Below are 18,267 nucleotides of genomic sequence, written 5' to 3'. Positions count from 1 at the left end.
TTGATGTCCTTTTCGGCCTTGTCCATGTCAATGGCTCCGGCCTTGGCCGCCATCTGCGCGGGCAGCTTGTCGAGCAGGCTGGACAGGCCGCCCATGTTTTTCATCTGCTGCAGCTGGCTCAGGAAATCGTTGAGGTCAAAGCCGTCGCCGGACTTGATTTTGGCGGCCAGCTTTTGCGCGGCCGCCATGTCGACCCCGGCTGTGACCTGCTCGACCAGCGCCACGATGTCGCCCATGCCCAGGATACGGCCGGCGTGGCGCTCGGCGTCAAACACTTCCAGACCGTCGAGCTTTTCGCTGGTGCCGGCGAACTTGATCGGTGCGCCTGTGATCTGCCGCACGCTCAGTGCGGCACCACCGCGCGAGTCGCCATCGGTCTTGGTCAAAATAATGCCAGTCAGCGGCAACGCATCCTTGAAGGCCTTGGCCGTGTTGATCGCATCCTGGCCCTGCATGGCGTCAACCACAAACAGGGTCTCAACCGGCTTGAGCACCGCGTGCAGTTCCTTGATCTCAGTCATCAAGGCTTCGTCAATGGCCAGTCGACCGGCGGTGTCGACCAGCAGCACATCGAAAAAATGCTTGCGGGCGTAGTCGATGGCGGCCCGGGCAATATCGACCGGCTTTTGGTCTGGCGTGCTGGGGAACCACTCGGCCCCGGCCTGCTGCGTGACCACCTTGAGCTGCTCAATGGCAGCCGGCCGGTACACGTCGCCCGACACCGTCAGCACTTTTTTCTTGCGTTTTTCAATCAGGTGCTTGGCCAGCTTGGCGGTGGTCGTGGTCTTGCCCGCGCCCTGCAAGCCGGCCATCAGGATCACGGCGGGCGGTTGCGCCGCCAGGTTGATGTCGCTGATGCCCTCGCCCATGGTGGCGGCCAGTTCGCGGTTAACGATGCCGACCAGCGCCTGGCCGGGCGAGAGTGAGCCCATCACCTCCTGGCCGAGCGCTTTTTCCTTGACACGGGCGATGAAGTCGCGCACCACGGGCAGTGCCACGTCAGCCTCGAGAAGCGCCATGCGCACTTCGCGCAGCATGTCCTGTACATTGGATTCGGTAATGCGGGCCTGGCCGCGCATTTCCTTGACGAGGCGGGATAACTTGTCGGTAAGGGCTGTAGCCATCAATAGGGTCCGAAGAAAAAACGGAAAAAAGGGGCTCCGCGAAGAGAGCAATAAGGTCAGAAACGACCCGACTAAAGGCTAAACTCAAGCATGATTTTAGCTTTGAACGCTTGGTGGGGACTTGCAATAGCGGCTGGCGCCGCGCTGGCCTATGCACTGCTTGCACTGGCCGCCCCCCGGCTCGGCTCGGGCGCCGTGCGTGGCCTGCTGCTGGCGGCCTGGTTTCTGCACGCGCTGACCCTGGCCGAGGGCCTGCTGGGAACACCGCCCCGCTTTGGTTTTGCGCCCGCCCTTTCCATGACGGTATGGCTGGTACTGACGGTCTATGCCATTGAAAGCCGCCTGTTTCCCCAGCTTAGCGCGCACTGGGCGCTGGCCGGGCTGGGCAGCGCAGCGGTTGTCCTGTCGCTTATTTTTCCGGGCACCAGCTACCATGCCATTGCATCGCCCTGGCTGCCCTTGCACTGGGCCCTGGGCATCGCCTCCTACGGGCTGTTTGCCGCTGCGGTCGTGCATGGCTGGCTGATGACCCGGGCTGAGCGCGCCATCAGGCTGGCCACCCAGAACGGCGCCGGCGTGCCGCTGATGACGCTGGAACGCCTGACCTTTCGCTTTGTCGAGGCCGGTTTTGTACTGCTTTCAGCGACCTTGCTGGTGGGCTGGCTGTTTGCGGAAACCCTGTACGGGCCGGGTCTGGCCTGGAAATGGAACCATAAAACGGTATTTTCCGCGCTGGCCTGGCTGGTTTTTGCGGGCTTGCTGACAGGGCGCGCACGGCTGGGCTGGCGCGGACTCAAAGCAGTTCGCGTGCTGTACCTGGGCGCTGGCCTGTTGCTGCTCGGCTATGCCGGCTCCAGTTTTGTACTTGAAGTCATCTTGAGGCGCACATGAAATACCTGCTCGTCACCGCGCTGGCGGTGCTTGTTTTTTGGCTCTGGCGCCACAATCGGCAGGCCGAAAAAGATGCGGCGCAGCGCGAAAAAACGACCCGCCCACGCCCTGCCGCCAAGAGCGTCCAGGCCACAGAAGTGGTCGCCTGCGACGTATGCCAGGTGCATTTGCCCCGGTCTGAGGCCGTGACGGGCAGCAAAGGCCTGTACTGCAGCGAGGCGCACCGACGCCAGGCCGGAGACTGAATGCCGCACCAAGTCCACACTTGGCTCGAATCCAGAGAAAAATATCCCGGCGCGTGGCAGGCCGGGCCCGATTCAGGCGCTTTCAGCCGTCTGTGGCGTGTGTTCATGACGGCCCGCATCGCCATTGCCAGCGTACTGGTCTTGCTCCAGGCATTCATCTATGCGTTCGGCAATACCAGCAACCTCGGGTCCATCGCGGTGTGCGCGGCCTACCTGTGCGCGACCCTGGCCGTTCGGTTATGGGCGCGTCCCCGCCCCCCCAGCCGCACATTTGACATGCAATGGGTGCTGACGATCGGGGTGGACGTTGTGACGTTCTCCGTCCTGAATTTTCTGCAGTCAAGTGGCGTTAACTACACCCCGCTGTTTGCACTGCCAGTCCTGTTGTCGTCGGTGCTGGGACCGATTTTGCTGGCCTTTGGTACGGCAGCCAGCGTGACGCTGCTGCTGCTCGGCGATGCCTGGTGGAGTTCGCTGCAAACCGCGGGCGACACCAATGCGCGCTTTTTGCAGTCCAGCCTGAGCGGAACGGGGTTTTTTCTGGTGGCGCTGCTGGCTAACCAGCTGGCCCTGCGGCTGGCCCGCGAAGAACAGTTGACCAAGGCCAGCCAGTCTGCTGCGCGCATTCAAACCCGGGTCAACGAACTGGTGATTGAAGCGGTGGCGGAAGGCGTTCTGGTGGTCGATGGCCACGGCAAGGTCCGCTCGGCCAATCCGGCCTCCAGACGCTTGCTGACCACACAGGATGCCGTTGCCCACGCGCCTTTCCTGTTCACAATGGAAGCGGCCTGGCAACCGCTGGCGGACTTGGCGAATCGCACCTTTGCAACGCAATCCCCCCAAAAAGTGGACATCAGGCTCGAACACCCAGTGGGCAATGCAAGGCGGCTCCGGGTACGCACCCGGCTGGCGTCGTCCCAAAGTGACGCGCAAGAAAACTTGTGCGTGATGTTTCTTGAAGACCTGCGTGAAATGGAAGCCCGTGTGCGCACCGAAAAAATGGTGGCCATGGGCCGCATGTCAGCGGCGGTAGCGCATGAAATCAGGAACCCACTGGCCGCCATTGCGCAAGCCAATGCACTGCTAGAAGAAGATCTGCATGAGGCCGGCCAGCGCCAACTGACGACCATGATTGGGCAAAACGCGCAGCGCCTGGCCAGGATTGTTGATGACGTACTGGATATTTCGCGCGCGCAGGCCGCACTGCCGGCGCCGCAGACGAGTACGCTGGCGCTGGACGACACAGTCCCAGGCATAACCACAGACTGGGCGCGTCAAAACACGGCAATGCAGCGCACGCGCGTGCTCGCTAACGCGGCCAATGCAGTCGTATGGTTTGAACCCGAGCACTTGCGGCGCCTGATGATCAACCTGCTGGACAACGCCCTGCGGTACGCGAGTACGTCCGACCATGCGATTGAAGTGAGCACCCAGATCATGACGCCGGGACAAGCCCGACTGGCGGTATGGAGCGACGGACAACCGCTGGAAAAAACGGTACAGGCCCACCTTTTTGAGCCTTTTTTCTCCTCCGAAAGCCGCTCCAGCGGTCTGGGCCTGTATATCTGCAGGGAGCTGTGCGAACGGTACGACGCCCTGATTGGCTACCAGCGCACGCACCGCGCGGGCCATGAGGGCAACGAGTTTTTTGTCGTCTTCAGCGCCGCTTCACAGCCCTTGAGCGCAAGCGCTCTGCCGTTTGATATCTTGATTGTCTAAATCCATGAGCCTGCACGCATCCGCCGCCGCCCCCCGAATTCTCATCATTGATGATGAACCAGACCTGCGCACCTTGTACGAGTTGACCCTGCTCAGGGAGGGGTATCGGGTGGAAGCAGCGGGCGATCTGCTGCAGGCCCGCGCGCAGCTCAAGGAACATCGCTTCGATGCGGTCATCACCGACATGCGCCTGCCCGACGGCTTGGGGCTGGAACTGCTGCGCGAGATGGCGGCCCAGCAGCGCGCGGAGCGCTGCGTGGTCATCACGGCCCATGGCTCTGCTGAAAATGCGGTGGAAGCGCTCAAGGCCGGAGCGTTTGACTATCTCACCAAGCCGGTCGACCTCAAGCAGTTTCGCAGCGTGGTCGCCTCAGCCATACAAGGCGCCAAAAATGGGGCGACGCCCGCCCGGAACGAGCGAAACGCCCCGGAGGCTGCCAAATCGGCCGCACTACCCTCCTGCGAGGCTTTAGCCGCCCTGCAAAAACTGGTGGGCGAGTCGCCGGCCATGCGGAGCGTCAAATCGCGCATTGCCAAAGCGGCCGGCAGCATGGCCCCCATCCTGATCCAGGGAGAATCGGGTACGGGGAAAGAGCTGGTGGCGCGCGCCCTGCACGCCTGCAGCCACCGCGGAACGGGTCCGTTTGTGGCGGTCAACTGCAGCGCGATTCCCGAGAACCTGCTCGAAGCCGAGTTCTTTGGCGCGCGTAAAGGCGCTTACACCGGCGCGGTGCAGGACCGGCTTGGCTTGTTCCAGATGGCCAAGGGCGGCACCCTGTTTCTCGACGAGATTGGCGACCTGCCGCTGGCCATGCAGTCCAAGCTGTTGCGGGCCATTCAGGAACGAACGGTGCGCCCGCTGGGTGCGCCGCACGAAGACGTGGTCGATGTGCGCATCGTCAGCGCAACGCACAAAGACCTGGCGGCAGAGGTTCTGGCAGGCGTCTTTCGCCAGGATTTGTACTACCGGCTCAACGTGATCGAAATTGCCGTGCCGCCGCTGCGCGAAAGACGCGAGGATTTGCCCGCGCTGTGCAACGCCCTGCTTTCAAAAATTTGCAGGGAGTCCGGGTTCGACGTACCCGAATTGACGGATACCGTCATGGCAGAGTTGGGTTCCCGCCCCTTTCATGGCAATGTCAGGGAACTGGAAAACATCTTGCACCGCGCGGTAGCCCTTGGGGAGGGCAGCGCACTGCATTTCGATACGCCGCCTGAAGACTATGTCGCCATTCCGGAAAACCTGCAGGATTTCCTGGACCAGCATGAGCGCAGCATACTGGCCAGGGTACTGCAGGAGACGGGCTTTAACCGGACTGCCGCCGCCGCCAAACTGGGCCTGAGCCTGCGCCAGATCCGCTACCGGATCAGCCGCCTGAATATTGTGACGCCGGGCCATGACGACGCACCCGATGCGCTCAATGACCATGCCTGAGCAGCGCAGCGCGGCCGTTGACCCGGCCCTGTGGCGGCACGGCTGGTATCGCCATGCCCGCGTGCTGGCGTCACCCAATTTCGGTCCACGCCCTGCCAACGCCCTTGTTGACTTGATCGTCATCCACTCCATCAGCCTGCCGCCCGGAAAATATGGAAATGGCAATGTCCAGCGGCTTTTCACCAATCAGCTCGACTGGGAGGAAGACGCCTACTTTCAGCGCATTCGGGGCTTGCAGGTGTCATCGCATTTCTTCATCTCGCGATCGGGCGAATTATGGCAATTTGTAGCCTGTACCGACCGCGCCTGGCATGCGGGAGAATCAAGCTACCGGGGGCGGAGCAACTGTAATGATGACTCCATAGGCATTGAACTGGAAGGCCTTGAGGGAAGCACCTTTGAAGCACCCCAGTACGAAACCCTGGCGGGATTGTGCGCAGCGCTCATTCAGGCTTACCCGATTGCGCACGTGGCCGGCCACGAACACATTGCGAGCGGGCGCAAGCAAGACCCCGGTCCGGGCTTCGACTGGATTTGGTTACAAAATTCACTGGCTTTGCCTGACCGGTGTTTGCCAGAAGTCGGCTGAAATAGCCCATCTCCGACGCCGCCACGCTTGCGTATTTTTGCCGCCGGCGCCTTCCACAGGAGATGGGCTCATCCAGTCCCGGCGTGTGTTTTCAGGCGAAAACCTGCGGCAAGCCGCATCAGCGCTTTGCCTGCCTTGTCAGAGCCTGATTCGACGAAGCATTCACGCCGATACAGGAATAATCCCAAGCCTTCAAGATGCACGAACAGCAAGAAAAAAAGGCCGGGCAGCGTGCGGCACGCCAAAGCAACATATACACTACTGGTAGTGGTTGCACTGCTCTTGGACACTAGCTATAGTGTCTAACCATCAGCCAAGCTGAAGTAATTCGCCCCCTGTGACAAAGAAAAACAACTCAAGGCCAGAGGCGTTTTTCTTCACAGCCGAATCTGCCCTGCCCCACCAGACCCGTTGTCCAGAACATCAAAATTCAAGAGGAAATCATGCAAACAGCACCCCATGCCGTGCCCCTTCCGTCCAGCGTTCCTGCCAGCAATTCTGCGCATGGCAACGCGCCGGCAGCCTCCGGCGCGCTCGCCAACTATCAGATTATTCGCCGCAACGGCTCTGTGGTCGGGTTTGAGCCCCACAAGATCGCTGTCGCGATGATGAAGGCCTTTCTGGCGGTTCATGGCACCCAGGGTGCTGCCTCGGCCAGCGTGCGCGAAACGGTGGACACCCTGACCCAGGCCGTCGTTCGCGCCCTGATGCGCTCACGCCCTGGCGGCGGAACTTTTCATATCGAAGACGTGCAGGACCAGGTTGAACTTGGCCTGATGCGCGGCGGTCACCATGAGATTGCCCGCGCCTATGTGCTGTACCGTGAAAAACACAACCAGGAACGCGCCAAGCAGTTGCAAACCCAGGCGCCTGCCGCCCCCTTGCTGCATGTGATGGACGGCGGCAAAAGGGTTGCGCTTGATCTGCGCAACCTGCAGGCGCTGATTGAAGCGTCGTGCGCCAATCTGGGCGCCGACATCAAGCCTGACCCGATTGTGTCGGAGACCATGCGCAACCTGTACGACGGCGTCCCCATCGAGGAAGTCTACAAAGCCGCCATTCTGGCCGCCCGTACCCTGATTGAAAAAGACCCGGACTACACCTACGCCACGGCGCGCCTGCTGATGCACACCATCCGCAAGGAAGTACTGGGCGAAGAAGTCAACCAGGAAGCCATGACGACCCGGTACGCCACGTACTTTCCTGAATTCATTGCCAAGGGCATCCAGAACGAACTGCTCGACGAAAAACTGCAGCAGTTTGATCTGGCCCGCCTGGGCGCGGCGCTCAAGCCCGAGCGCGACCTGAAATTTGACTACCTCGGACTGCAGACCCTGTTTGACCGCTACTTCCTGCACGTGCGCAAGCAACGCATCGAACTGCCGCAGGCATTTTTCATGCGCGTCGCCATGGGCCTGTCGCTCAACGAAACGCACCGCGAAGAGCGCGCCATCGAGTTCTACGAAATCCTTTCGTCGTTTGACTTCATGTCGAGCACGCCGACGCTGTTCAATGCAGGCACCCTGCGCTCGCAACTGTCGTCCTGCTACCTCACCACGGTGCCCGACGATCTGGGCGGCATTTACGACGCCATCAAGGAAAACGCCCTGTTGTCCAAGTTTGCAGGCGGCCTCGGCAACGACTGGACACCGGTGCGCGCCATGGGTGCGCATATCAAGGGCACCAATGGCGAATCCCAAGGCGTGGTCCCATTCCTGAAAGTGGTGAACGACACCGCCGTGGCGGTCAACCAGGGCGGCAAACGCAAGGGTGCGGTCTGTGCTTACCTGGAAACCTGGCACCTCGACATCGAGGAGTTCCTGGAACTGCGCAAGAACACCGGCGACGATCGCCGCCGTACGCACGACATGAACACTGCCAACTGGATTCCCGACCTGTTCATGCGCCGCGTGATGGAAAAGGGCACCTGGACCCTGTTCTCGCCGTCCGACACGCCCGACCTGCACGACAAGTTTGGCAAGGACTTTGAAAAAGCATACAACGCCTATGAAGCCCGCGCCGAACGCGGCGAGCTCCAGCCTTCCCGCACGCTGCAGGCCACCGACATGTGGCGCAAGATGCTGTCGATGCTGTTTGAAACCGGCCATCCCTGGATCACCTTCAAGGACGTCTGCAACATCCGCTCCCCACAGCAGCACGCCGGCGTTGTGCACTCTTCCAACCTTTGCACCGAAATCACGCTCAACACCAGCGAGACGGAAACGGCAGTGTGCAACCTGGGCTCGGTCAACCTGGTGCAGCATTTGAAGGATGGCGCGCTGGACCACGAGAAGCTCAAGAAAACCATCACGACGGCCATGCGCATGCTGGACAACGTGATCGACATCAACTACTACGCCGTGCAGAAGGCCAGGGACTCCAACATGCGCCACCGCCCGGTCGGCCTGGGCCTGATGGGCTTCCAGGACTGCCTGTACGAGCTGCGCGTGCCCTACGCTTCGCAGGCAGCCGTTGAATTTGCCGACACCTCGATGGAGGCGATCTGCTACCACGCCTACTGGGCGTCCACCGAACTGGCCAAAGAACGCGGGCAATACGCCAGCTACAAAGGCTCGCTCTGGGACAAAGGCATTTTGCCGCTGGACACACTCGACATGCTGGCTGCGGAACGCGGCGGTTATGTGGAAGTGGACCGCTCCGCCACACTGGACTGGGACGCCCTTCGCAACAAGATTGCCAGGGACGGCATGCGCAACTCCAACTGCGTCGCGATTGCCCCGACAGCCACCATCTCCAACATCATTGGGGTGGACGCCTGTATCGAGCCCTGCTTTGGCAACCTCTCCGTCAAATCCAACCTGTCCGGTGAATTCACGGTGATCAATGGCTACCTGGTCAACGACCTGAAACGCCTCGGCCTGTGGGACGATGTGATGGTCGTGGACCTCAAGCACTTTGACGGATCGCTGCGCCCGATTGACCGTGTGCCACCGGACATCAAGGCGCTTTACGCCACCGCCTTTGAAGTGGAAACGTCCTGGATCGTGGAGGCGGCCGCACGTCGCCAGAAATGGATTGACCAGGCCCAGTCGCTCAACATCTACATGGCTGGCGCCTCGGGCAAGAAGCTTGATGAAACCTACAAACTGGCCTGGTTGCGCGGACTGAAAACCACCTACTACCTGCGTACCATGAGCGCCACGCACGTCGAAAAATCAACCGTGAAGGCAGGCAAGATGAACGCCGTTTCGTCAGGTCCCGAAACAGCAGTTGCCGGCCTGAGCGCGCTTGAGGCAGCCGCAGTAGCGGCACAAGCACAGGCAAGTGCGTCGCCTGCAACCGACATCAAGTTCTGCGCGATTGACGACCCGGGTTGCGAGGCTTGCCAATAAAAAAATGGAGGTCTCGCGCGCTGAAATTCATCGCGCGATTCAAGGCCCACTCGACGCAATTGAACAACACTAATTTGCAGCGGTATGAATGAACACTTTTCATTTTTTATCGCTGCTTTCATAATCACGCCATATTGGAAACCACTATGTTGACCTGGGACGAAGAAGTCGAACCACCTTTGCAGAAATCACTCGGCAACGGTTTGCCCGACAGTCGCTCAATAGAGCTCCCATCGCTTTCACCGACTCCGGCCCAAGAGCCCGCGCGCACGCTGCACGACAGCGCCATTGCACCTGAAACAGCCAGCACAGACCCGTTGGTCGCACCCGGCAAGGCCAAGCGCATCAAGGCCGCAGACAAACGCATCATCAACGGCCAGACGGACGTCAACCAGTTGGTGCCCTTCAAGTACAAATGGGCATGGGAAAAATACCTTGCCTCTTGCGCCAACCACTGGATGCCGCAGGAAGTCAACATGACGCGCGATATCGCGCTCTGGAAAGACCCCAACGGATTGACCGAAGACGAACGCCGCCTGGTGAAACGCAATCTGGGTTTCTTTGTGACGGCCGATTCGCTCGCGGCCAACAACATCGTACTGGGAACCTACCGGCATATCACAGCCCCCGAATGCCGGCAGTTCCTGTTGCGCCAGGCTTTTGAAGAAGCCATTCACACCCATGCGTACCAGTACATCACGGAGTCTCTGGGCCTGGACGAAAGCGAGATATTCAACGCCTACAACGAAGTTCAGTCGATCAAGGACAAGGACCAGTTCCTGATTCCCTTCATTGAAGTGATCTCGGATCCCAACTTCAAGACAGGTACCACTGAAGCCGACCAGACCCTGCTCAAGTCGCTCATCGTATTTGCCTGCTTGATGGAAGGACTGTTCTTCTATGTGGGCTTTACGCAAATCCTGGCGCTGGGCCGCCAGAACAAGATGACAGGGGCTGCAGAGCAGTATCAGTACATCCTGCGCGACGAGTCCATGCATTGCAACTTCGGCATCGACCTGATCAACCAGCTCAAGCTCGAAAATCCCCACCTCTGGACCGCCGAGTTCAAGGCCGAGATCAACGCACTGTTCATGAAGGCCGTTGAACTCGAATACCGCTATGCAGAGGACACCATGCCGCGCGGTGTGCTTGGGCTCAACGCCTCCATGTTCAAGGGCTACTTGCGCTACATTGCCAATCGCCGCGCCACGCAGATCGGGCTTGAAGCACTTTTCCCCAACGAGGAAAATCCGTTCCCATGGATGAGCGAGATGATTGACCTGAAAAAAGAACGCAACTTCTTTGAAACCCGTGTGATTGAGTACCAATCAGGTGGGGCTCTCTCCTGGGACTGACCGGTACAAGCCACCAACAACAATGATTTTTAAACCTGCAATGACCCATGACGGCACCCCAGCGTGCATGCCGGGTCTTGCGCATGTGTTCGCGGCGCTGGGCCTTCTCTATCGACAGCCCAACGCCTTGAATCGCTTCCCGTCCTCCAAGCGTGAAGTGCTTTTAGCAACGTGATCGAGGAGAAAACTATGGCAACTGCAAAAAAACCTGCGGCTAAAAAAGCTGCCCCCCAAAAAGTGCCAGCTAAAAAAGTAGCGGCCAAGAAAGCACCAGCGACAAAAGTAACAGCGGCAAAAGCGCCGGTTGCAAAAGCGCCGGTTAAAAAAGCAGCGGCCAAAAAAGCCAGCGCTGTAAAAACACCAGCGAAAAAAGTAGTCGCACCACCAGTCGTCGCCAAAAAGGCAGCGGCCTCAAAGGCACCGGCTAAAAAAGCAGTTGTGGCTAAACCACCTGCAAAAAAGGTAAGCGCTAAAGCAGTCGTTGCCAAAAAAGCACCTGCGGCCAAAGCCCCAGCCAAGAAAGTAATCGCCGCAAAATTGCCTGTCAAAAAAGCTGCCGCGAAAAAAGCAGTCGCTCCAAAGGCACCTGCCAAAACAGCAGCAGTTGCCAAGCCAGCCGCAAAAAAAGCCGCCCCTGCAAAAACGGCAGCCAAGCCAGTCGCAAAAAAGCCTGCTGCGAAGAAAGTCGCGAAAAAGCCTGCGGCCAAGGCCCCGGCAGCTCAGACCATCCTGAATCCACAAGCCGCTTGGCCGTTTCCCACAGCCAGCAAGCCATAAGCCTTCACGGTTTTCTGCTTGGGGCCCGATGTCGCAAGATATCGGGCTTTTTTTGTGTCTTGTCGGCGATCCCGCCGAAATTCGCGATCACCAATTAGCGCAAAACACTTATATTCGTTGGGCTACCCCTGAATTTGATCTGGATTCAGCGTGTAGTTTTGCCCGCCACGGGTGGCTATTTTTTGCGCCCCTACCCGGTTTCCCAGCGCAGCGCAGCGCACCAGCGACCAGCCCTGCTCCAGGCCGAACAGCAGCGCCCCACGGAATGCATCGCCACAGCCTGTTGGATCAATCACAGCCTCAGCCTGGACAGGGGCGACCACTGTTTTTTCCCCGTCCACCCAGACCTCGCAGCCCTCGGCACCCAGCGTCACCACCAGCCCCTGCACACGCCGGGAAATCTCGGCACAAGACAAGCCCGTGCGGTCGCTGAGCATTCGGGCTTCGTAGTCATTGACCGTCACCCAGCTTGCCAATTCCACGAAATGCGCCAGTTCCTGGCCGTCAAACATGGGCAAGCCCTGGCCCGGATCAAAGACAAACGGAATGTCAGCCGCCTTGAACTGTTCGGCATGCTGCAGCATGGCATCGCGTCCGTCCGGTGAAATGATGCCCAGTTTGATGTCGCCGCGCGCCTCGATGCGGCTGATGTGCGCCTGCATCATCGCGCCCGGGTGAAAAGCGGTGATCTGGTTGTTGTCGCGGTCGGTCATGATCATGGCCTGCGCGGTATAGGTATCGTCGACTTCGCGAACAAACTCAGTGCTGATCCCGAGCGATTCAAGCCGTTCCAGGTAGCCAGCGCCGTCGCTCCCCAGCGTGGCCATGGGCAAGGGCGTACCGCCGAGTTGCTGCAGGCTGTAGGCGACGTTACCCGCGCAACCACCGAATTCACGGCGCAGGGCGGGCACCAGAAAAGACACATTAAGAATGTGCAACTGATCGGGCAGGATCTGCTCGGAAAAGCGACCCTCAAAGGTCATGATGGTGTCAAACGCCAGGGAGCCACAAATTACAACAGACATTCAGTTCTCATCTCAATCAGGGTAAAAAGCCAGAATACGGTAGCCCGCAACCCGCAAGGAGGCCAGGGGCGCAGAAGGTGCAGAAGGTGCAGAAGCGGCTGCAGGCGGCGTACTCACAGACTCGCCATCGTCCGATACTTTCATGGTGACTGCGCCAGCCAGCGCGAAATGCGCGGCCAGCGGGCCAGCGCCAGCGCCGTACTCCGAAGGAGCAAGCACGCGGCGCACCAGGGCGCGATCCCGGGTATCGGTCAGGGTGATCTCCAGGGAGGGCATTGCCAGAGGAATGGCGCCCGTATTCTTGAGCGAAAAACTGAGGTGGTAGACATCCGGTCCAAGCTTGTTGAAGCTTGAGCTGTCAATCACCACCGACGCGATATGACGCGGCAACCTGACTTCACAGTGCAGCGCAGCGCAAAGCTTCTGCAGCAAGGGGGCCAGCTGCGGCTGCGACGCGGCCACGGTGTCTTTCTCGTGCATGACCCACTGTAAAGCCAGCGCCAGCAGCAGCAGCAAAGAGGTCATCCCCAATGAAAACCGTACCAACGGCTTTTTCCAGAATACCTTGCGCCGCGCATCGCGCACAAAAGAGACCTCGTCTGGCCTCTCGTCATGCGTCACCTCAACAGGCTGCAGGTCGGCATCCGCCAAGCTGGAATCAGCCAGGGACGGGCTCTCGGCGGCAGAGGAATCGACGCTGGCGGTATGCACCAGGTCCGCACGTCGCAGTGACACGTCAGCAGGTGGCGCATCGACATTTTCCGATGGCGTCTCCAGATAGGGATAGTCTTGCCGCGCCTGCTTCCAGCTGGCCCGGTTCAATGCCTCATCACGGGCTTGTGCTTCATCCTGCGCGGCCATCGGAGCACTCAAGGAAAACTGGTCGGCCGCCGACGCATCGTGCTCAGACGCCGGCGCCATGGAGGACTCGACTGGATCGGGCGAACGTCCCGATTGCAGTTCGCCGCCGTGCGCAGGCAGTGGGGCGTCATGCCCGGTAGCGGCTGGGTCATCAGACGTCAGGGCCGACGGGGCCAGCACCCATGCGTCATCCGGCACCAGATACGCAGATGCATCAAACACCTCGGTGCAATGCCCGCAGCGCACCCAGCCTTGAGAGACTTTCAGTTGATCGGCCACGACTTTAAACATCGTGCCGCATGCGGGACAGCGCGTAATCAGGCTCATTTAGCGCTGTATTGTAGGAGGTCGTCGCAGGGAAATCCCGGCTGCAGGGCTGGGCTTATTCGGGTGTTCGGCGCGCGCTCAAAACTGCGCGGTCATCAAAATCCAGCCGTCCTGCGCCTGCTGCACCTGGAGCTGGCAATAGGGAGAATAAGCCGCCTTCAGTTCATCGGCCTGGCGTTCCAGAATGCCTGCAAGCACCAGATTCCCGCCCTTTTCAACATGGGCACACAGCAGCGGCGCCAACACCCTCAGCGGCGTGGCCAAAATATTGGCCAGCACCGTCTGGTAGGTGCCCACGGCCTTGTCGGGCAAGCCGGCCTGCAGTCGCGCGTGATTGGCTTCGGCATTGGCCCGCGTGGTGCCGACAGCGGCTTCGTCAATGTCGACCGCATCAATGTCCAGCGCGCCAAACTTGGCCGCCCCAATGGCCAGAATGCCGGAGCCGCAACCATAGTCCAGGACCCGCCCCAAGGGCTTGCCTGCGGCGCCCTGCCCGGCAATCCATTGCAGGCACATGCGCGTGGTCGGGTGGGTTCCGGTGCCAAAAGCCAGCCCCGGATCGAGCCGTATCACTTGCTTCGCTTGGGCAGGTGGCTCATGCCAGGTCGGTACGATCCAGAAATCCGGCGTAATTTCAACCGGGGTGAACTGCGACTGCGTCAGCCGCACCCAGTCCTGCTCGGGAACCGGTTGTACGGCAACCAGCTGGCAGCCGGCAAAAAATTCTTGCAGCGCCAGCACCGACGCGGCGTCACGGGCCAGCGCCTCGGTCGCAAATAGCGACACCATGCGCGAACGCTCCCATCCCGCTTTGGGTGGCGGCATGCCGGGCTCGCCAAACAAAGCCTGCTCGGCCGGCGTATGGGCGTCGGCGTCTTCAACCGACACGCTGAGCGCATCCAGCGCATCCAGGGCCTCGCTGAGGGTTTCGACCTCCTGCACCGGCGCCAGCAAAATCAACTCGTACATGCTCATGAGACCGCCTTAACGTTCGCGCTTTGACAACCACTCTTCAAGATAGTGGATGTTGGTGCCGCCGTCCATGAACTTGGCGTCCACCATGAGTTCCCGGTGCAACGCAATATTGGTATTGATGCCTTCAACCACGGTTTCAGCCAGCGCCGTGCTCATGCGGGCCAGCGCCTGCTCGCGCGTGTCCCCGTGAACAATGATCTTGCCGATCATCGAGTCGTAATTGGGCGGCACAAAGTAGTTGGCATAGATATGCGAGTCGACCCGCACGCCCGGGCCGCCCGGCGTGTGCCAAGTGGTGATGCGCCCTGGGGAGGGGGTGAACTTGTAGGGATCTTCTGCATTGATGCGGCATTCAATCGCATGGCCCCGGAGCTGGACATCGCGCTGGACAAAGGGCAGCTTGACGCCAGCCGCCACCATGATCTGGGTTCTCACGATGTCAATGCCCGTGATCAGCTCAGTGACCGGATGCTCTACCTGAACGCGCGTATTCATCTCGATGAAATAGAACTCGCCGTTTTCGTAGAGGAATTCAAACGTCCCGACGCCGCGGTAGCCGATTTTCTTGACGGCCGCGACGCATCGGTCGCCGATGCGCTCGATGTGCTTGCGCGGGATGCCTGGCGCGGGCGCTTCCTCGATAATTTTTTGATGGCGGCGCTGCATCGAGCAGTCTCGCTCACCCAGCCAGACCGCATTTTTGTACTGGTCTGCCAGAATCTGGATCTCGATGTGGCGCGGGTTCTGCAGGAATTTCTCCATGTAGACCTCGGGGTTGCCAAACGCCGCAGCCGCTTCGGCCTTGGTGGTTTGCACCGCGTGCAGCAGGGCTGCTTCGGTATGCACCACGCGCATGCCGCGCCCACCGCCGCCGCCTGCCGCCTTGATGATGACCGGGTAACCAATCTGCTTGGCGATGCGCTTGATGACGACCGGGTCATCGGGCAGCGCACCTTCAGAGCCGGGCACACAGGGCACGCCCGCCTTGATCATGGTCTGTTTGGCCGACACCTTGTCGCCCATCATGCGGATCGACTCCGGCGAAGGGCCAATGAACTTGAAGCCGCTCTTTTCGACCCGCTCCGCAAAGTCCGCGTTCTCGCTCAGGAAGCCATAGCCGGGGTGGATGGCTTCCGCGTCAGTCACCTCGGCCGCCGAGATAATGGCGGGCATATTAAGGTAACTCAGCGCCGAGGCAGCGGGCCCGATGCAGACCGACTCATCAGCCAGTTTGATGTATTTCGCCTCGCGGTCAGCCTCGGAGTAAACCATCACGGCCTTGATGCCGAGTTCCCGGCAGGCGCGTTGAATTCGCAAGGCGATCTCTCCGCGGTTGGCGATCAGTATTTTTTTGAACATGCGTCGAAGGGCCTGGTCAGGCTGGTTGTGCAAGCGGGCAGCGCGCCCGCTTATTCGATGATGAAGAGGGGCTGTCCGTATTCCACGGCCTGGCCATTTTCCGAAAGAATCCTGGTCACGGTGCCCGCCTTGTCGGCCTCGATCTCGTTGAGGATCTTCATGGCTTCAATGATGCAGATCGTCTCACCCTCCTTGACCACCGTACCAAGCTCGACAAAGGGCTTGGCGCCAGGGCTGGCGGAACGGTAGAAAGTACCCACCATGGGCGACTTGACAGTGTGACCGACCGGTGCTGCCGCAGGCGCCGCTTCGGCCACGGCAGCAACGCCCGCTAGCGGGGCGGCCATCATGGTCATGGCAGGCTGCTGCATCACAACTGGCGCACCACTGGATTTGACAATGCGTACCTTGCCCTCGGCTTCGGTAATCTCAAGTTCAGACACGTTAGACTCTGAAACCAGGTCGATCAGTGTCTTGAGTTTTCTTAGATCCATAGATTCTTTCCAACGACGGTGGGTGCTGGCGCGAAGACTTCAGCTCGCAGCTTTGAATTCATCTGGAAGCCGGCCTGAACTTCCAGGCACACACCGAACTTCCTTCTTTTTTCACTTACTATCCGCTATTACGCGCTAAAGAGCCCATCAGTTAACTATTTCGCAAGACAGCAGGCTGACGAACCCGGGAAAGCGCAAAGTGTACCTTAAGCGACAACCGGCATAAACAGCCGCCAAGGCCCCGGCCGCCCTGCACAGCGCACTCTTGAAATGATGAATAAAAGAGAATTAAGCGAAAATAAAAGAATATCCAAACACTTGCGAACTCTTGCAAGGGTATCTGCACACCGCCATTGCGCAACCGCTCCATTGACGGAAATACACACCGGGCATTGGCCATTCGCCGTTTGATGACGACCCGGATTACTTGAGTTTTGCCCAGAGCGCCAGCTCTTCTGGCGAGACTTTGCCCAGCTTGCGGTGAAGCAACTTGCCGGACGTGCTGAACACCACCGAAAAAGGCAAGCCTCCGGTCTGGTTGCCTAGCGACTTACTCAGTTCAGTTCCTGCCAGGCCCGCCATGCCCACAGGAAAATTCAAGGGCTTGCTTTGCAGCCAGGTCCGAACCGCGCTGGGCTGGTCCACGGCCAAGCCCACGACCTGAATGTTTTTATCCTTGTTTTCCTGGTAAAAGTAGTCCAGCAAAGGAAGTTCTTCCACGCAAGGGGGACACCACGTCGCCCAGAAATTCACCAGCACCGTCTTGCCGAGAAAACTGCGCATGGGCAGATTCTTGCCGTTGGGGGTGTCAAAGCTTAGCTGCCAAAACGACTCAGCCGCCCGCTCGGGCTCGCCCGCCACCACGTCGTGGGGCTGAAATTTCCACCAGGCCGCACCGGCGCCAGCCAGGCCCGCCGCAGCCGCGACGCCGCCATAAAGCATATTTCTGCGATTCACTTCTCAGACTCCAAAAGGGATTCATTAGGGGCAAGCAGCAATTTTTGCACGGCAGCCAGGTCACCGCGCGGCGTACGGCCTTTGGCGTCTGGCCGCAAAGCGCCGCGCAGGTCGTCGTGGTCGTAGACCATCAAATGCACGCCAATATTCTCATTCAGCGCCTTGCAAAGGCTGCTCAGGCTGAGCGCCTCCACCTTGCCGCCGGTAAAGCCGGTGACGGTACGCGGCTCGTAGTCCACGTTGTGTTCAATCAGCGCAATTTCCGCGGACTTGGGGTCGTCGCAAAACAGCTGAATATAAATATCAGACAGCCGCGTGGCCGTTCCGTGCCACACAGCGCCGGCCAGATAGGGCCGAAATTGCTTCAGGCGCTCCATCCAGACCAGCGCCAGCGCGCGCAGGGCTGCCAGTTCGGCGGGCTGGGTGTCGGCGCAAAACAGCGTGATGTACTCGCGCACCGCGTCTTCCAGCGCGTCGTTGTCAGGCAATTCGGTGCGCGCCGGCAGTGCCAGTTGCTTGACTGCGCGGCGTTTGGCGGGGCCGTATTCCAGCCCTTCTTCCACCACCAGCGCTGCAGCGGTGGCGGCAATTTCAGATTTGAGGGTATGCAAGTTCAGGGTCGGCAGGCTTGTAGGCCAGGAGCGAATAGAAATAGTTTAGAAAGGGAAGTGCGTCAGCTTGCAAACGATTGTGCCCAAGTTGGTTCCAGTGCAGCGGTTAAAGTTCAAGGCCACCAGAAATGCTATCAAGTGCATAGCTGCGTTCCCAAGTATTTATTGGG

General features: G+C 59.7%; 16 protein-coding genes. 8 read left to right on the top strand and 8 right to left on the bottom strand.

The features are described 5' to 3' along the window. The coding region (gene ffh / locus IV091_RS00550; RefSeq protein ID WP_293463979.1) for a signal recognition particle protein at window positions 1-1,124 on the bottom strand (1,124 nt) is incomplete at its 3' end. 90 nt (window positions 1,125-1,214) lie between these two features. Between ffh and ccsA the strand changes: the two genes are divergently transcribed. The 8 genes from ccsA (at window position 1,215) to IV091_RS00510 (ending at window position 11,488) form a co-directional block, all read left to right on the top strand. Then, window positions 1,215-2,015: a cytochrome c biogenesis protein CcsA gene (ccsA, locus tag IV091_RS00545; RefSeq protein ID WP_293463977.1), complete on the top strand. Its 801-nt coding sequence runs from the start codon at window positions 1,215-1,217 to the stop codon at window positions 2,013-2,015. Next, complete coding sequence (locus tag IV091_RS00540) at window positions 2,012-2,260, top strand: PP0621 family protein (RefSeq protein ID WP_293463975.1); 249 nt, start codon at window positions 2,012-2,014, stop codon at window positions 2,258-2,260. The genes ccsA and IV091_RS00540 overlap by 4 nt, the downstream gene beginning before the upstream one ends. Continuing rightward, the gene (locus IV091_RS00535) at window positions 2,261-3,979 is read left to right on the top strand and encodes an ATP-binding protein (protein ID WP_293463973.1); all 1,719 of its coding nucleotides are present in this window, start codon (window positions 2,261-2,263) and stop codon (window positions 3,977-3,979) included. Window positions 3,980-3,983: 4 nt separating this feature from the next. Continuing rightward, window positions 3,984-5,414: a sigma-54 dependent transcriptional regulator gene (locus tag IV091_RS00530; RefSeq protein WP_293463971.1), complete on the top strand. Its 1,431-nt coding sequence runs from the start codon at window positions 3,984-3,986 to the stop codon at window positions 5,412-5,414. Continuing rightward, on the top strand, window positions 5,407-6,003 hold the full coding sequence (gene ampD, locus IV091_RS00525) for a 1,6-anhydro-N-acetylmuramyl-L-alanine amidase AmpD (RefSeq protein ID WP_293463985.1): 597 nt from the start codon (window positions 5,407-5,409) through the stop codon (window positions 6,001-6,003). The genes IV091_RS00530 and ampD overlap by 8 nt, the downstream gene beginning before the upstream one ends. 443 nt (window positions 6,004-6,446) lie before the next feature. Then, window positions 6,447-9,356 (top strand): ribonucleoside-diphosphate reductase subunit alpha, encoded by a 2,910-nt coding sequence (locus IV091_RS00520; RefSeq protein WP_293463969.1) that lies wholly within the window; start codon window positions 6,447-6,449, stop codon window positions 9,354-9,356. Window positions 9,357-9,502: 146 nt separating this feature from the next. After that, complete coding sequence (locus IV091_RS00515; protein WP_293463967.1) at window positions 9,503-10,711, top strand: ribonucleotide-diphosphate reductase subunit beta; 1,209 nt, start codon at window positions 9,503-9,505, stop codon at window positions 10,709-10,711. Between the two features lie 189 nt (window positions 10,712-10,900). Beyond that, window positions 10,901-11,488, top strand: coding sequence for a histone H1-like repetitive region-containing protein (locus IV091_RS00510; protein WP_293463965.1), 588 nt, complete (start codon window positions 10,901-10,903; stop codon window positions 11,486-11,488). 122 nt (window positions 11,489-11,610) lie between these two features. Here IV091_RS00510 and IV091_RS00505 read toward each other — a convergent pair whose 3' ends face one another. From IV091_RS00505 to IV091_RS00475, 7 genes are all read right to left on the bottom strand, one after another. Continuing rightward, a complete protein-coding gene (locus IV091_RS00505; RefSeq protein ID WP_293463963.1) occupies window positions 11,611-12,513 on the bottom strand; it encodes a carbohydrate kinase family protein in 903 nt (300 codons plus the stop codon). 12 nt (window positions 12,514-12,525) lie between these two features. Continuing rightward, on the bottom strand, window positions 12,526-13,701 hold the full coding sequence (locus IV091_RS00500) for a DUF3426 domain-containing protein (protein ID WP_293463961.1): 1,176 nt from the start codon (window positions 13,699-13,701) through the stop codon (window positions 12,526-12,528). A gap of 78 nt (window positions 13,702-13,779) precedes the next feature. Continuing rightward, window positions 13,780-14,670: a 50S ribosomal protein L11 methyltransferase gene (gene prmA, locus IV091_RS00495; RefSeq protein ID WP_293463983.1), complete on the bottom strand. Its 891-nt coding sequence runs from the start codon at window positions 14,668-14,670 to the stop codon at window positions 13,780-13,782. A 15-nt stretch (window positions 14,671-14,685) separates the two neighbouring features. After that, entirely contained in the window at window positions 14,686-16,035 is a 1,350-nt protein-coding gene (gene accC / locus IV091_RS00490) for an acetyl-CoA carboxylase biotin carboxylase subunit (RefSeq protein WP_293463959.1), read from the bottom strand. A gap of 50 nt (window positions 16,036-16,085) precedes the next feature. Further along, window positions 16,086-16,529 (bottom strand): acetyl-CoA carboxylase biotin carboxyl carrier protein, encoded by a 444-nt coding sequence (gene accB, locus IV091_RS00485; protein ID WP_293463957.1) that lies wholly within the window; start codon window positions 16,527-16,529, stop codon window positions 16,086-16,088. A 423-nt stretch (window positions 16,530-16,952) separates the two neighbouring features. Then, on the bottom strand, window positions 16,953-17,486 hold the full coding sequence (locus IV091_RS00480; protein WP_293463955.1) for a TlpA disulfide reductase family protein: 534 nt from the start codon (window positions 17,484-17,486) through the stop codon (window positions 16,953-16,955). Continuing rightward, window positions 17,483-18,097, bottom strand: a complete 615-nt coding sequence (locus tag IV091_RS00475) for a hypothetical protein (protein WP_293463953.1) — start codon at window positions 18,095-18,097, stop codon at window positions 17,483-17,485. The genes IV091_RS00480 and IV091_RS00475 overlap by 4 nt, the downstream gene beginning before the upstream one ends. Window positions 18,098-18,267: the final 170 nt, after the last annotated feature.

It is taken from the genome of Polaromonas sp. (assembly GCF_018780625.1).
Classification (GTDB): Bacteria; Pseudomonadota; Gammaproteobacteria; order Burkholderiales; family Burkholderiaceae_C; genus Polaromonas.
The sequence above is the reverse complement of the archived record's forward strand: the minus strand, read 5'-3'. Positions and strand labels throughout refer to the sequence as shown.